Source organism: Streptomyces sp. NPDC007917, from assembly GCF_042959105.1.
Lineage (GTDB): Bacteria > Actinomycetota > Actinomycetes > Streptomycetales > Streptomycetaceae > Streptomyces.
The window spans coordinates 191,909-205,722 of sequence record NZ_JBIBKK010000009.1 but is presented as its reverse complement, the minus strand read 5'-3'; the positions used below and the strand labels follow the sequence as shown (position 1 = coordinate 205,722).

General features: G+C 70.6%; 13 protein-coding genes. 5 read left to right on the top strand and 8 right to left on the bottom strand.

Translation table 11 applies throughout. The features are described 5' to 3' along the window. Positions 1–74 precede the first annotated feature (74 nt). Together ACFZDL_RS20250 and ACFZDL_RS20245 are read left to right on the top strand one after the other, a co-directional pair. Positions 75–605, top strand: a complete 531-nt coding sequence (locus ACFZDL_RS20250; protein WP_353587745.1) for an ATP-binding protein — start codon at positions 75–77, stop codon at positions 603–605. 321 nt (positions 606–926) lie between these two features. Next, positions 927–1,121: a hypothetical protein gene (locus ACFZDL_RS20245; RefSeq protein ID WP_353587743.1), complete on the top strand. Its 195-nt coding sequence runs from the start codon at positions 927–929 to the stop codon at positions 1,119–1,121. 49 nt (positions 1,122–1,170) lie between these two features. Here the strand turns inward: ACFZDL_RS20245 and ACFZDL_RS20240 are convergent, their stop codons facing one another. The 6 genes from ACFZDL_RS20240 to ACFZDL_RS20215 all read right to left on the bottom strand — a co-directional run bounded on the left by ACFZDL_RS20240 (position 1,171) and on the right by ACFZDL_RS20215 (position 6,898). Then, positions 1,171–3,396: a tetratricopeptide repeat protein gene (locus ACFZDL_RS20240; RefSeq protein WP_353587741.1), complete on the bottom strand. Its 2,226-nt coding sequence runs from the start codon at positions 3,394–3,396 to the stop codon at positions 1,171–1,173. A 228-nt stretch (positions 3,397–3,624) separates the two neighbouring features. Continuing rightward, entirely contained in the window at positions 3,625–4,248 is a 624-nt protein-coding gene (locus ACFZDL_RS20235; protein WP_353587739.1) for a DUF6879 family protein, read from the bottom strand. Further along, positions 4,241–4,510, bottom strand: coding sequence for a hypothetical protein (locus tag ACFZDL_RS20230; RefSeq protein WP_353587737.1), 270 nt, complete (start codon positions 4,508–4,510; stop codon positions 4,241–4,243). Before ACFZDL_RS20230 ends, ACFZDL_RS20235 begins: the two co-directional genes overlap by 8 nt. 139 nt (positions 4,511–4,649) lie before the next feature. Continuing rightward, positions 4,650–4,850, bottom strand: coding sequence for a hypothetical protein (locus ACFZDL_RS20225; RefSeq protein ID WP_353587735.1), 201 nt, complete (start codon positions 4,848–4,850; stop codon positions 4,650–4,652). 87 nt (positions 4,851–4,937) lie between these two features. Next, positions 4,938–5,600 carry a response regulator transcription factor gene (locus tag ACFZDL_RS20220; protein WP_353587733.1) on the bottom strand — a complete coding sequence of 221 codons (663 nt, stop codon included), beginning with the start codon at positions 5,598–5,600 and terminating at the stop codon, positions 4,938–4,940. Beyond that, positions 5,597–6,898: a sensor histidine kinase gene (locus ACFZDL_RS20215; RefSeq protein WP_353587731.1), complete on the bottom strand. Its 1,302-nt coding sequence runs from the start codon at positions 6,896–6,898 to the stop codon at positions 5,597–5,599. The genes ACFZDL_RS20220 and ACFZDL_RS20215 overlap by 4 nt, the downstream gene beginning before the upstream one ends. A 133-nt stretch (positions 6,899–7,031) precedes the next feature. Between ACFZDL_RS20215 and ACFZDL_RS20210 the strand changes: the two genes are divergently transcribed. Further along, a complete protein-coding gene (locus tag ACFZDL_RS20210) occupies positions 7,032–7,940 on the top strand; it encodes an ATP-binding cassette domain-containing protein (protein ID WP_353587729.1) in 909 nt (302 codons plus the stop codon). Then, entirely contained in the window at positions 7,937–8,788 is an 852-nt protein-coding gene (locus ACFZDL_RS20205; RefSeq protein ID WP_353587727.1) for an ABC transporter permease subunit, read from the top strand. Before ACFZDL_RS20210 ends, ACFZDL_RS20205 begins: the two co-directional genes overlap by 4 nt. Before the next feature lie 122 nt (positions 8,789–8,910). Here the strand turns inward: ACFZDL_RS20205 and ACFZDL_RS20200 are convergent, their stop codons facing one another. Continuing rightward, complete coding sequence (locus ACFZDL_RS20200; RefSeq protein ID WP_353587725.1) at positions 8,911–10,761, bottom strand: RICIN domain-containing protein; 1,851 nt, start codon at positions 10,759–10,761, stop codon at positions 8,911–8,913. 774 nt (positions 10,762–11,535) lie between these two features. On the opposite strand from ACFZDL_RS20200, the gene ACFZDL_RS20195 reads away from it, so the two are divergent. Next, positions 11,536–12,318, top strand: a complete 783-nt coding sequence (locus ACFZDL_RS20195; protein ID WP_353587723.1) for an SDR family NAD(P)-dependent oxidoreductase — start codon at positions 11,536–11,538, stop codon at positions 12,316–12,318. A 19-nt stretch (positions 12,319–12,337) separates the two neighbouring features. Here the strand turns inward: ACFZDL_RS20195 and ACFZDL_RS20190 are convergent, their stop codons facing one another. Continuing rightward, complete coding sequence (locus tag ACFZDL_RS20190) at positions 12,338–13,804, bottom strand: PE-PGRS family protein (RefSeq protein ID WP_353587721.1); 1,467 nt, start codon at positions 13,802–13,804, stop codon at positions 12,338–12,340. Positions 13,805–13,814 lie beyond the last annotated feature (10 nt).

The following is a 13,814-nucleotide window of genomic DNA, read 5'->3' as shown; positions in this document are numbered from 1 at the left end:
TCTTCCGCCTGCCCAGCGTGCTGCCGGGCTCCACTGTAGGGCCAGCCAGCACGATAGAGCGGACCTGTGTCCGCATGTATGCGGTAGTGAGACTTGCGGTAGTGAGTGCTTGCCGCATAGCCTCAAGTGAGCGCGCCGCTACGGACGGTGCAGACGTGACGATGGGTCAGGGGGTACGCACATGCCCACCACCGCTGTGGCGGACCAACCGCCGGGACACCTTCCGTGTCTCCAAACACAAGCGCAGCCTCCCGGGTGTACGGACCCGCATACGGAAGACCCTCGCGGACTGGGGGATCAGCGGCGCTCTCGCCGACGACGTGACCCTGTCGGCTGACGAACTGGTGTCCAACGCCATCCGCCATTGCCGCGTGACGTTCGCACTGATCGAGATCTCTGTCTCGGTTCAGGGTGAAGCCTTGCTGGTCGAGGTCTCCGACCCCGACAGAGACAGGATCCCCCGGCTCCGGGCCCCCGGCCCGGACGAGGAGAGCGGTCGCGGGCTGTACCTCGTCTCGCAGTTGGCGGACTCGTGGGGCCACAGGCACGGGAGGCACAGCAAATGCGTCTGGGCGCGGTTCGTGATCGCGGACAGGAGTTGTTGACCTTGCTGGGCCGTATCGTTCGAATCCTCGCCCGGGTGATGGCCTTCTGGTCACTCCATCCCCCGAGAGGCAGGCACAGGCGAGGCGACCCGGCGCCAGTCGGCCGGCCGCTGCCGGTAGCCGTGCGCGAGCAGCCGACGCCGGAGGTACGGCGGCCCCACGTCCCCTCCAGGGGAGCGCGCCGCGATACAGGGCAGACGGAGTGGGTGGACGCGGGGCCGCTCGTACGGGCCTACGTGGTCCTGCATGAGGAACGACAGCACGCCCTCTCGCTCCGCCTGGGCATGGGCGGACAGGCCACCGGCCTGAAGGAGCAACCCCATGACCGATCACGCACGGCCGGACAACACCCCCGGCCGAGACGCTGAGTCGAAGGCGTGGTCCGCGTTCATCACGCACGCAGCTGTGTGCAAAGACCGGTGCCGGACCCACGGTGAGGACTGCGAGACGGCGGCGGAACTGCGCACACTCTGGCGCGCGGCACGCGCCGAGGTCTTCGGCCAGGACATGAAGTGATGGGATTTGCGGTGAGTATCGGACAGTGACACGCCGACCCGACGGCGTGTCACTGTCCGATACTCACCGCAAATCCCATCGCGCCGTTGTGGACAGCCGCCCCTCCACGCGTGAGCGCGCGGCCATGGCCCGGGGATCGGCATACTGAGCCAGGTGCGTCAGGGCCTCGGCCCAGTGGGCGAGCCGCCTCGGCGTCTTCTGGTTGGACGGCTGCCGCCAGGTGGTCGAGTTCCACGGCGAGTTCCCACGTGTTTCCGAGATCACGGTGGACGGCCGCAGCTTGGCGGTGGAAGGCGGCGGCTTCGGCGTGGCGGCCTGTTATGGCGTACGTCTGTCCCGTCCCGCGCCAGGCCAGGGCTTCGCGACCGCGATCACCGAGGCGTCGGTGGAGCATGGCCGACCGCTGGTAGGAGGCCAGAGCGTCGCCGTACTGTCCGTTGGCGCACTGCACGTCGCCGAGGGTGAGGAGCCAGAAGCCTTCCAGCCCACGATTGCGCAGGCTCAGGGCGATCTCGAGAGCTTCGTCGATGGCCTCGCGGGCCGCCTCGGTCTCGTCCTGCTCACGACGGAGTTTCGCGGTGAGCCACAGAGCGTTGCCCACGCTCTGCTGGTTGTCCAGGGAACGGTGAGCGGCGAGGGCGGTTTCGATCGCGTCGTCCGCTTCCCTGAGGCGGCCTGCTTCCAGGTGGGTGCCGGCGAGGTTGGACAGTGCGGAGGCGGCCCACCGGTCTCCGTCTGCTTCGCGGAAGATGTTGATGGCCTGTACGAAGTGTTCGGCAGCAGCGTCGAGTCGACGGGTGCGCAGGTGTATGAGCCCCATGAGGTTGAGGGCATGCGCCTCATCCATGGGTTTCCCGGCGCTGCGGGCAAGGAGGAGGGCGCGGTTCAGGTAGTGCACTGCCTGGTCGAGTTGGTGAACGGATCGGTGCGACATGCCGAGCTGGTGGAGCAGCAGAAGCTGTCCGTTCGTATCGTCCACGCGCTCTGCGGACGCCAAGCCGATGAGCCCGAAGTCGAGCCAGTCAGCGAAGGATGCGGAAGCGGACAACGCATTCCACAGCGTTGCGGTCAGCTGCCAGGCATGCTGGTGCAGGCCAGCGGCGGCAGCGGATCGTACGAGGTGAGGGAAGGCGATGCGTTCGCGTTCTGCCCAATCGGCGGCGGCGTCGTAGTCGGAGAATTCCAGTGGCGGCAGAAGCGTGGTCATCTCGGACAGTCGCACGTGGTCTTCGCCCGGCTGGAGCCACGTCTGCGCCGCGTCCGCAGTGTGCAGGTACCAGTCCAGCACGCGGCGCAAGGCGGCTTCCCGCTGCTCGGCAGGTTCCTCATCGCTGGCCTGGTCGGAGGCGTAGGCGCGTAGGAGGTCGTGGAACTGGAAGCGGTCGGGACCGCTCTGCTCCAGCAGGTGGGCGCCGACGAGGTCGTCGAGGAGTTGCCGGGCACGGCTGAGGGGCAGGTCGGCGAGCGCGGCGGCGGCGTGGAGTCCGAACTCGGGCCCCGGGTGCAGGCCAAGGAGTCGGAACAGCCGCCCGGAGTGCGGTGGCAGCGTGCGGTAGGACCACGCGAAGACCGTACGGACAGCCTCGGCTTCCTCGTCCATTCCCGTGCTGAGCGCGTCCCAGAGCGCGGACTCGTCACGCAGATCGTCAAGCAAGTCGTCGAGGCGAAGGTGCGGGTGGCTGGCGGCTCGCTCTGCTGCTATACGCAGTGCGAGCGGGAGGCGTGCGCACAGCCTGGCCAGTTCCGAGAGCTGGTCCTGGTCGTCTCCCTGGCGGTAATCCCGTGTGACTGCCTGCAATAGTTCGATGGCTTCCGTTTCGGGGAGCATGCCGAGGGTGATCCTGCGGGCGCCTTCCCGTACGGCGAGGCCGGCTAGGCGGTTGCGGCTGGTCACCACGGTGAGGCTGTCTCCCCCGCCGGGGAGCAGCGGGCGCACTTGGCCGACGGTGGCGGCATTGTCGAGCAGGATGAGCATCCGGCGGTCAGCGAGCAGGGAACGGTAGAGGGCGGCAGCGTCGTCCACGTCCTGCGGGATGTCACCTGAGGGCACGCCGAGCGCGCGCAGGAAACGGCGTAGAGCCTGCTCGGCGGTGACGGGCTCTCCCGGATCGTAGCCCCGGAGATTCACGAAGAGCTGGCCGTCCGGGAAGCGGTCTTTGACCTGGTGAGCCCAGCGCAGGACCAGCGAGGTCTTGCCGGCACCGGCCGTGCCGACCACCACTTGCACGGACGCGCGGCCCTGGCCGCCGTCCTGGCCGGTCAGGACGGCGTGCAACTGGGTTAACTCGTCATTCCGGTTGACGAACGTGTAGACGTCGGCGGGAAGCTGGCGAGGGACGGTTCGCGGCCGGCCGGACGCCTCCGGTGCCTGGTGGAAGTGGATGTCACCGGTGACATTCCCCGCCTGGACAACATCGCGAGACGAGCCGGAGAGGTCGTTGGCCGAGTCTCCGGGCGAACCGTTGGCATCTGCCGGCGTGCCGATGAGTGTGTCCTTTCCGGGTCAGGCCGCCGGGGGTGGCGACAGTGGCGCGACGGCACGGTCGAAGTAAGAGGCGATGTCCTCCGCGGTCGCGTAGGCCTCCCGCACGTATTCCGCCCACGGTTCGACGATGTCCGGGTCGGTGAAACGGATCGCGCCGTCCGGCACGCCGGTATCGGTGTACAGGACGCGGAAGAGCACCTTGCCGTCCTGAATGGTCAGTTCCGGGAGCAGTCCGTCCGCCTCGGCCGACGCGATCGCCCCGGCAGGCAGGATCCGCACCCGCTCCCCGTACTCGGCACTGATCCGCAGCGAATGCAGCTCCCACTGTACGTACGGCTTCAGCGGCTCCTCGACCACGCGTACGCGGTGGAACACCGAGCCACGGGCCTCTTCGTCCGCTTGGATGTCGCGCAGGTTGTCACGGCCCTCTTCGAGTAAGCGGAGCGCCATGTCCCAGTCTCCGCGCCGCAGTGCGTCACGGGATGGAACGCCCACCTCCTCGAAGTGCTGCAGCCGTTCCAGCTTCCAAGAGTCGCCGTTGCGAATGGCCGCATCCCGGGCGCGGAAATCCCGAAGGTACTCCTCGTTCCCCAGTCGTTGCCCGCGTTCTACGGGGAGCGCGGGAGCGCGAACGTCAAGCATCGGGGATATCCGGCTTCGCCGCGCTGAGCATGTTGCCGGGAATGACGACGATCCGCTCGTCAGCCCCCACTGCCACGCCTTCCGGCAGGTGCGAACCATAGTGAGCGGTCAGATCACGGCCGATGACGGCGACGTCACCGTTGCTGAGCTGCCAGATGTCCGGGCACTGCTCCCTGCCCGTGGAGTTGCCCAGCTCTTCCGCTGACTTGCCCAATCGCTTGACGAATAAGGCCGATAGGTCGGCTTCCCAGACGCGGGCCATGACATGCCACCTTCACGTTCCCGAATGTAACGAAGAGTGACCGTCAAGGTACCGCATGCACCAGGGCGTATGCACTACGTAATCGCGCCGTTGGGGATAGTCGCCGCTTGGCCAGGGGCAGCGCCTCGCGTCTCCGGTCTTACGAACCGCCCCAGGCCATGTTGGCGACGGCCACGAGCATGGCGAGGGTGATCCCCACTGCCTGGAGGACCTTCCCCCAACGGGGCATCGGCTCGCCCCTCTTCGAGGCCGAGCGCGCCGTGAAGAAGGCGAGCATCAACGTCACGACGACGAGGGGACCGAGCAGCAGGGACAGCCAATCGACTTGCACGGGCGTCATCGCGGATCTCCTTGTTTCGCCTCGGGTGACGGTCGGCACATCATCCGGGAGCGCGACCGGGACCCCTCCCGGGCGCGGTGTGCGCGACTAGGAGCCCGACGGTGCCACCAGGCCCGCCTCGTAGGCGAGGATCACCAGCTGCACCCGGTCGCGGGCGTCGAGTTTGGCGAGGAGACGGGTGAGATAGGTCTTGGCGGTGGCGATGCTGATGCACAGCCGGTCGGCTATCTCGGCGTTGGACAGGCCGCTGCCGACCAGGGTCAGCACCTCGCGCTCGCGGTCGGTGATGGCGCCGAGCTCCGCCCGGCGCGGGGGTGTGGCCGTGGGGCGGGCGGCGAACTCCTTGATGAGCCGGCGGGTGACGCTCGGGGCGATGAGCGCGTCTCCGGAGGCGACGACGCGGACCGCGGCGAGGATGTCGTCCAGCGCCATGTCCTTGACCAGGAACCCGGAGGCGCCGGCGCGCAGCGCCCCGTAGACGTAATCGTCGTCGTCGAAGGTGGTGAGGACGACCACGCGGGTCGCGCCGGGGCCCGTGGTGATCAGCCGGGTGGCCTCGATGCCGTCCATGCCGGGCATCCGGATGTCCATCACGGCGACGTCCGGGGCCAGTTCGCCGGTCAGCCGGACCGCTTCGGCGCCGTTCCCGGCCTCGCCCGCGACCTCGACGTCGGGGGTGTCGGTGATGACCATCCGCAGGGCGGCGCGGACGAGGGGCTGGTCGTCGGCGAGGAGGACTCGGATGGTCATCCGGCTGCGGCCTCTGCTTTCGTCTCGATCGCCGTCGTCGTGGCTGTCGCAGTCGCCGCCGGGAGGGGCAGTCGGACCGTCACCAGGAAGCCGCCGCCGGGTCCGGGTCCGGCGGTGAAGTCGCCGTGCAGCAGGGTGACCCGCTCACGGATGCCGGCCAGGCCGTATCCGAAGCCGTGCACCCCGGTGCCCTTGCCGTGGTCGCGGACCTCGATGGCCAGCTCGTCCTCACCGTAGCCGACGCTCACCCGGCAGGAGTCGGCGCCGGAGTGCCGTACGACATTGGTCACCGACTCCTGGATGATCCGGAACGCCGCGAGGTCGATGTCCGGGGACAGCGGGCGGCGTTCGCCCTGCCACCGCACCTCCACCCGGACCCCGGCGGCCGTGGTCGTGGCGGCCAGCCGCTCGATGTCCGCGAGGCCCGCGGCGGGGTGCAGCGGCGCCCGGGCGGGCTCCTGGGCCCGGGTGGACGACGGGCCTGCCGACGCGTCGGGCCCCTCGTCGGCCTGCCGGTCCGCCTGGCGCAGCGCGCCCAGCATCCGCCGCAGCCCGGACAGCGCCTCGCGGCCCGTTTTCTCCACGGCGAGCATCGCCTCGCGCGCCTTGTCCGGCTGGGTGTCGATGACCCGGGCCGCGGCGCCGGCCTGGAGGGCGATGATGCCGATGCTGTGGGCCACCGTGTCATGCATCTCGCGGGCGATGCGCAGGCGCTCGGCGGTGACGGCCTGGGCGGCGGCCTGGGCGTGCAGCTCCTCGGTGTGGACGCGGGCCTGACGTATCGAGTTGCCGACGAGCCAGGCGATGACCACGATCAGGGCGATGTACGGGTCCGAGCCGACCCCGTCGTGCTCCCCGAGGCCCAACCGCAGGGCCAGGTAGCAGGGCAGCGTGGCGAGCGCGGCCGCGGCCGCGATGAGCGAGGTCCGCCGGGGGCGGGTGGCCGCGATGTAGCAGAGGGCGATGTCCACGCCCAGGTACTGCACGGGCGGGATCTCGTGCTGGCGCCACGCCACCGCCGAGAAGACCGTGCCGGCGAGCAGCAGCCCGTACCCCACCGATGTCCTGCGGCGGAGCTGCGCGCTTCCGGCCATGATCAACACGAAGGCGATGGCGAGCAGCACCCGGGCCGAGAGCGGGTCCAGGCCGTGGCGGGGGTAGCTGAGGGAGTACTTCCGGCTCGGCGGCATCAGGACGTACTCCACGATGGGTTCCACCGCCGCCACGAACCACACCAGCCCCACCCACAGGCCCGGCGTTATGCGCTTGAGCAGCGGCAGGGATGAAGAGGTGGACATGGCCGGAGCGTAACGGCGGGGCTGGGGGCCGGACATCGGACCGTGGCTGTACAACCAGGGTCGACACGCGCTCCGGCGATTGTCAGCGGCGGTCCGACGACGCGCGGGGCCACCCACCGGCACCGTTGCCTCCGTGATCGAAGTCAAGCAACTCACCAAGCGGTACGGCGGCACGACGGCCGTCAAGGACCTGACCTTCACCGTGGATCCCGGCCACGTGACCGGGTTCCTGGGGCCCAACGGGTCGGGCAAGAGCACCACCCTGCGGATGATCCTCGGCCTGCACGAGCCCACCAGCGGCAGCGTCACCGTCGAGGGCCGCCCCTTTCGCTCCCGCCCCCGCGGGCTGCGCCACGTCGGCTCGCTGCTCGACGCGCAGGAGGTGCATGGCGGGCGCAGCGCCGTGGCGCACCTGTCGGCCCTGGCCCGGAGCAACCGCATCCCGCGGCGCCGGGTTGACGAGGTGCTGGAGCGGGTCGGCCTGGCCGAGGTCGCCGGGCGCCGGATCGGCGGCTTCTCGCTCGGCATGAAACAGCGGCTCGGCATCGCGTCCGCGCTGCTCGGCGACGCGCCGGTGCTGCTCTTCGACGAGCCGCTCAACGGCCTCGACCCGGAGGGCGTGAAGTGGGTGCGCGAGCTGTTCCGGGGGCTGGCCGCCGAGGGCCGCACCGTGTTCGTCTCCAGCCATCTGATGTCCGAGATGGAGCACACCGCCGACCAGTTGATCGTCATCGGCCGTGGCGAGCTGATCGCGGCGGAGAGCCTGGAGGAGTTCTCGGCCCGTGGCACCCGCCAGAGCGTCACGGTGGGCACGCCCGACACCGAGATCCTGCGGGACCTGCTGGCGGCCGAGGGCGCGGCGGTGCGGGCCGAGGGCCGGCTGCTGACCGTGACCGGGCTGAGCGCGGTCCGGGTCGGGGAGATCGCCCTGGTGCACCGCGTCCCGCTGCATCACCTCAGCACCCGGTCGGGCTCTCTGGAGGAGGCGTTCATGGAGCTCACCGCCGACAGCGTCCAGTACCTGGCAGGAGAGTCCCGATGACCGTGACCGCCGCGTACCCCCACGCCACCGAACCCCGCGCCACCGAGCCCCGCGCCCGGTTCGGCGATCTGGTCGCCGCCGAGTGGATCAAACTCCGGTCGCTGCGCTCGACCTGGCTCGGATACGGGGCCACCGCGCTGGCCGTCCTCGCGTTCAACGTGGGCACCGCCTACGACACCTATCGCAACTGGTCACAGCAGAACCCGGAAGGTCCCGAGGGCTTCATCCGGTCCGGGCTTCCGCTGGACGAGGCCTTCACCGTGAACGCCGTCACGGTCATGATGCTCGCCCTCGGCGCCCTCGGCGCCATGCCGATCGTCGGGGAGTACGCCACGGGCACCATCCGTACGACGCTCGCGGCCGTTCCCGCGCGCCGTTCGGTGATGGCGGCCAAGGCGGTGGTGGTCACGGCGGTCGCGGCCGTCTTCGGCGCGCTCGTCGCGGGCGTCTCGTTCGCCGCGACCCAGGCGATCCTGGACCAGCGGGACGCGGGCGTCTCGCTGGGCGACCCGGGCGCGCTGCGCGTCGTGGTGGCGTCCGCGCTGCTCGCGCCGCTGTGCGCGCTCGTCGGTCTGGCGCTCGGCACGGTCCTCCGGCAGACCGCGGCCGCCATGATCGCTTCCGTCGTGGTCATCCTGGTGCTGCCGATGGTTTTCACCGACGGCCGCCACTGGTCGGCGGTCGCCTCCCACAGCACCCTCTACCAGGCGTGGCGCCGGCTGGTGGCGGTCGACTACCACCCGCTCCACTACCCGTGGACCGTAGCGGGAGCCTGGACCGTCTACGCGGTGTGGGCGGTGGTCGCGGCCGCGATCACCGTCGTCGGTGTGCACCGGCGGGACCAATGAGCTGACGTGTGACCGGTGAGCGGACGAGGAGTGGCGGCGCGGCCGGCGTTCCCGTACAGCGGGTCAGTCCGGTCCGGGCGGGGGCTCCCTGCCGTGCTGGGAGCCCCCGCCCTGGGGACAGGTCAGCCCATGCCCTGGAGGCGCCAGATCTGGTTCTTCTTCCAGGTCAGGTCGGTCGCCGGGTCGCATGTCCACTGGTGGACGAGGGCGCCGGGTGCGGTCGAGATCCCGCTGACGTCCACGCACTTGCCGCTGTGCGCCGCGACCAGCTGGTAGTCCTTGCTGTTACCCAGCGCGGAGACCGGCTTGAGGGTGAACATCTGGTTCGTGCCGCCGTTGCAGGTGTACTGGGTGACGGCGGCACCGTCGGCGGTGGAAGCCCCCGAGACGTCCAGGCACTTACCGCTGTACTCGTTGACCACGGTGTAGGTGTTCGCCCGTCCGGCGACCGGCTTGAAGTCCAGCATCTGCTGGTAGCCGCCCTCGCAGTGGTACTGCTGGTACTGCGTGGAGTCGGCGGTGCTGAGGTTGGTGTCGTCCAGGCACTGACCGCTGTTCTGGACCACCGCGACCGTGGAGACGGTCGTGTTGGACGGTGGCAGCAGCGTGACGGTGTAGCCGTCGGCGGCGTCCGTCCACGGCACGCTCACCGAAGCCGAGTTGTTGCCCACCGTCAGGGTCTGGACGGAAACTGTCACCGGACCCGTCACCGCGCTGCCGCCGTTGTTCGGTATGCGCTGGACTATCGCGCGCACCCGGCTGTTCTCCACCACCGACGTGGTGTCGAGGCGGTTGAGGTTGACGGTGACCTTGCCGGTGTTGCCGTTGCTGCCCAGCAGGATCTTCGCGTTGCGCGCGGAGTTGTCCTTCGTCGCCACCCCGTCGGTGTTCGTACCGGGCGTGAGGTTCACGATGTTCCCGGTCTGGGAGCCGTAGTACCGGTACAGGAACCACTCGCCCAGCGGCAGATACTGACTGCCGGTCTTGGTGAGCAGGTTCGCCGCGTAGTCGTGCAGGTTGGCTCCCCACGCCCAGTTGGCGCGCAGGCCGTCCGCTCCGGCGCGCTCCAGGCGGGAGATGTACCAGCCGCCGCGGCCGGGGTTCTGCTCGTTGCTGGCGGCGTACTCGTTGATCTGGAAGGGGCGGTTCGTCGTCATGGACCGCGCCGACAGCAGGGTCTTGAGGGAGTTGCTGTGGGCGACCGGGTCTCCGGGGAGGTCGTGCCAGCTGTAGATGTTCGGCTCGACCTTGTTCGCCTTCACATAGTCGAGGTACGTGGTCCACCAGCCGTTGTCCACATTGGGGTGGCCGCAGGTGCTGGCGCCGACGATGACGGCGCCGGGGATGGCGGCCCGGATCTTCTGGTAGGCGCGCTTCCACATCTCCAGGTACTGGGGCATGCCGGAATCCCAGAACCCGGGGCAGTCGGGCTCATTCCAGATGTCCCACTCGATGTCGGTCATGCCGGCCGCGCGCACGTCGGAGAGCAGACGGTCGTAGAAGGCGTCGAAGCCGGACCAGTCGCCGTTGTCACCGGGGAAGGTGGGCTTGGTGGTGCCGTCGGCGCCCCACAGGTCGTGCGGCAGGATGACGAAGGTTCCGCCCAGCGCCTTGGTGCGCTTGTACTGCGCCAGGGTGGAGTTCCACCGGCGGTCGTACTTGCCGGCGACCCACCCTCCCGGGCTGTCCAGCTGGGCACCGCCGGCCCGCTCCAACTTCCACTTGATGTCCTTGTAGAAGTGGTCCTGGGGCAGCGAGCCGTTCTCGGTCAGCCCGTAGAGGGTGCCCGAGGCATGGTACGTGGGGGCGCCCCCGGCGGCGGAGAAGTCGACGGCGACGGTGGTGTCGGCGGCTTGTGACGGGGCGGCGGACACCAGGTTCGCGGCCAGTGCGGTCAGGAGGACGGCGACGGTCGAGACCGCTCGTCGTCTGATGCGGGCTGTTGCTCTGGAGAGTGTGGTGGGTGACCTCATGGTGCGGCTCCTCTGAGCGGGAAACAGGTGAAGGTGACCGGGGCCCGATCGGTCCCGGGGCTTGGGGGCGGCCGGTCGGCGGCGGCGGTTTCGCATAGTGCCCGGAAACGGGCGCTGATCTCGTCGACGAGGCGGTGGTGCCCGGCGCGGCTTTTGGCCGTCTTGACCGCGTCCCCCCACGGCTTCAGCTCGGCTTTCGCAGCCGCGAGACGCCGGCCCGCTCGGCCATCTCACCGATGTTCACGGAGGACTCCTCACTGAGCACCGTCGAAGCGGTTCGATCATCTTGGTCCCCGCGCCAGGTGATGGCCGTCGAACCGGTTCGCGTGCAGCGAAATTAGGAGCAACTCAAGTGGCTGTCAACGCTGCTGACAGAACTTTCCATGCCGGGTCACCGACGCTCTGCGCCTGTCACCCGCCTCAAGGCCGCCGGATCCGCCTCATGACCTCCACGGGCAGGGGAGGGATGCCGGGCCGCCTCCTCCGCGGTCCCGGGATCCCGCAACAGCCGCACCAGAACCTTTGCCGGCAGCCCGGGGTGGCGCGGCGCCGCCCGGCGTACGGACCCCTCGGGGTCGTCAAGCAGCCGCACCGCCGCGTCCGCCGACAGCTGCGGATCCGCCGCGGCCCGGCGCCGCCCCAGCCCCCGGCGAACCACCCCCGGTGCCACCGGGACGACTGCGTCCGCCCCCGGCCGGGCAGTGACCATGACGACGCCCCGCCACCCGGCGGGGCGCGTCACGGGCGCGGGCCCGGTGTGGGAAGGAGCAGCAGGTGCGGCGGTTCGAGGGTTACGCGGTCGTACTCACCGGAGCGGGGCGGGGCATCGGCGAGGTGACCGCCCGCCGCTTCGCCGCCGAGGGCGCCCGCGTGCTGATCACCGACCTCGACGGCGAGCGGGCCGCGAAGGCGGCCGCGGCGATACGGGCCGACGGCGGCGAGGCCGAGTCGCTGGCCTGCGACGTCGCCGACCGTACGGCGGTCGAGGCGGCCGTGGCGCACGCCGTGGACCGCTTCGGCCGCCTCGACGTACTCGTCAACAACGCCCTGTCCTGCACCGCCGACACCCCGCTGTTCGAGGACCAGCCGGACGACGCGTGGCACCAGGACCTCGACATCACCCTGACCGGCGCCTTCCGCTGCGCCCGCGCCGCGCTGCCCCACCTGGCCGCGGCGGGCGGCCGGGGCGCCATCGTCAACGTCGGCTCGGTCAACGGCGAGCGGGACTTCGGCAACCACGCCTACAGCGCCGCCAAGGCCGGCCTGGCCAGCCTCACCCGCACCCTCGCCGGTCACGCCGCCGGCCGTGGCGTCCGCGTCAACCTCGTCGCCCCGGGCACCGTCCACACTCCCAACTGGGACGGCCGCGAAGACGTCCTCGACCGCGCCGCCCGCGTCTACCCGCTGGGCCGCGTCGGCGAACCCGCGGACATCGCCGCCGCCATCACCTTCCTGGCCTCCTCCGACGCCTCCTGGATCACCGGGGTCACCCTCCCCGTGGACGGCGGCCTGCTGATGAGCAACCTGGGCCTGCTGGCCGCCTTCACGGGGGAGTGACCGGGCCCCGCCACCCGCCTCAAGGCCGCCGGACCATCCGCCACATGACGTCCATCGGCAGCGAGGGATGCCGGGCCGCCTCCTCCGCGGTGGCGGGGTCCCGCAGCAGCCGCACCAGCACCGGTGCCGGCAGCCCGGGGTGCTGGCGGGCCGCCGAGCGTATGGACCACTCGGGGTCGTCCAGCAGCCGCACGGCCGAGTCCACCGACAGCCGCGGATCCCTCGCGGCCCGGCGCCGTACCTCCTTGTCGGCGTCCCGGGTGAACCGCTCCACCAGCTCGGGCGTCGACGCCGGGTCGTCCAGGGCCAGTTGCCGCATGCGCGGGCTGGGGTCGTCGGCGTACCTGAGCAGGCCGTGGCGCGGAAAGTTCGGATGGCCGCGCGGCCGGTCGGGACAGGTCAGGCTGCCGGTCCACCACTGCCACACCCCCATCAGCATGTCGGCGGGCGCGTCGTCGCAGGACTCGGCCAGGAAGAGCTGTACGACGCGGTCCTCGTCCCTGGCGAGGCGTTCGACCACGTCCGGAGGGAGACGCTTCGCGCGGGCCACGCTCCGGCGCACCCGGAGATGGGACGAGGCGGCCAGGCGGCGCATGGCATCGGGGTCGTCGTGGAGCGCCTTGACCCAGCCGAGCGTGTAGGAGTGCTCGCCCGGGTCGATGTCCACGCGGATGTCCGCCCGCTGCTCCTCGGTGAGGTCCGGTCGTAGGGCCACCACATGGCGGACACTGCTGTCGGTGTCCTGGGCGAGTACGGCGACCAGCTCCGGGGCCAGCCGCCGGTTGCAGGCGAGCCAGCTCCGCTGGGCTTTGGTGCCGTGGCGGGTCAGGTGCTCGGCGAGGTCGTGCGTCAGGCGACAGGTTTCGAGAGCCCCGTCACCGAGGTCCTCGGCCTCGAAGACGGACCGGGGCAGCGGCTGGTCCTGGTGATGCCGCAGCAGCGCGGCCACGCGGACCGCGCCCTCCGGGTCGGCCAGCAGCCCCTGCCGGGCCGCCCCGTCCAGATGCGGCCAGGCACGCGGGCAGGCGGCGGCCCGTACGCCGGGGTCCGGGTCGAGCGCCAGCGCGGTCAGCAGCCGTACGGGCAGCCCGGTCAGCCGGGTGGCCTCCGCGCGGACGCGGGCCGAGGGGTCGGTGGCCACCCGCTCGTACGCGGCCTCGGTGAGCTCATCGCGCCGGTCCGCCGCGAACATGGTGAGGAGCCACAGGTTTCTGGGCTTCCGCTCACCCAGGATCAGCCGGGTCCAGTGCTCGGCCGTGAGGTTCGGCTGGCACTCGGCCAGCTGTGCCCGCACCTTCCACTCCGGGTGGGCGACGGCGGCGTCCACGACCGAGGGCGACTGCGCGCGCCACAGGAGGTGACGCGAGCGGCCCAGCAGAGCGAGCCGCAGGTCGTCGGGGGCGGCCGGGTTGGCCGCCAGACCGTCGGCCCACGTCTCGCGCAACCGCTCCGTGGGCTCCGGCCCTTCGAACAGCGACTCCCACACGGCCGCTTCC

Excerpts from the sequence above, each read along its gene's own strand:
- ACFZDL_RS20250 (WP_353587745.1), top strand. The coding sequence starts at position 75 with ATGTATGCGGTAGTGAGACTTGCGGTAGTGAGTGCTTGCCGCATAGCC.
- ACFZDL_RS20245 (WP_353587743.1), top strand. The coding sequence starts at position 927 with ATGACCGATCACGCACGGCCGGACAACACCCCCGGCCGAGACGCTGAG.
- ACFZDL_RS20235 (WP_353587739.1), bottom strand. The coding sequence starts at position 4,248 with ATGCTTGACGTTCGCGCTCCCGCGCTCCCCGTAGAACGCGGGCAACGA.
- ACFZDL_RS20230 (WP_353587737.1), bottom strand. The coding sequence starts at position 4,510 with ATGGCCCGCGTCTGGGAAGCCGACCTATCGGCCTTATTCGTCAAGCGA.
- ACFZDL_RS20225 (WP_353587735.1), bottom strand. The coding sequence starts at position 4,850 with ATGACGCCCGTGCAAGTCGATTGGCTGTCCCTGCTGCTCGGTCCCCTC.
- ACFZDL_RS20220 (WP_353587733.1), bottom strand. The coding sequence starts at position 5,600 with ATGACCATCCGAGTCCTCCTCGCCGACGACCAGCCCCTCGTCCGCGCC.
- ACFZDL_RS20215 (WP_353587731.1), bottom strand. The coding sequence starts at position 6,898 with ATGTCCACCTCTTCATCCCTGCCGCTGCTCAAGCGCATAACGCCGGGC.
- ACFZDL_RS20205 (WP_353587727.1), top strand. The coding sequence starts at position 7,937 with ATGACCGTGACCGCCGCGTACCCCCACGCCACCGAACCCCGCGCCACC.
- ACFZDL_RS20200 (WP_353587725.1), bottom strand. The coding sequence starts at position 10,761 with ATGAGGTCACCCACCACACTCTCCAGAGCAACAGCCCGCATCAGACGA.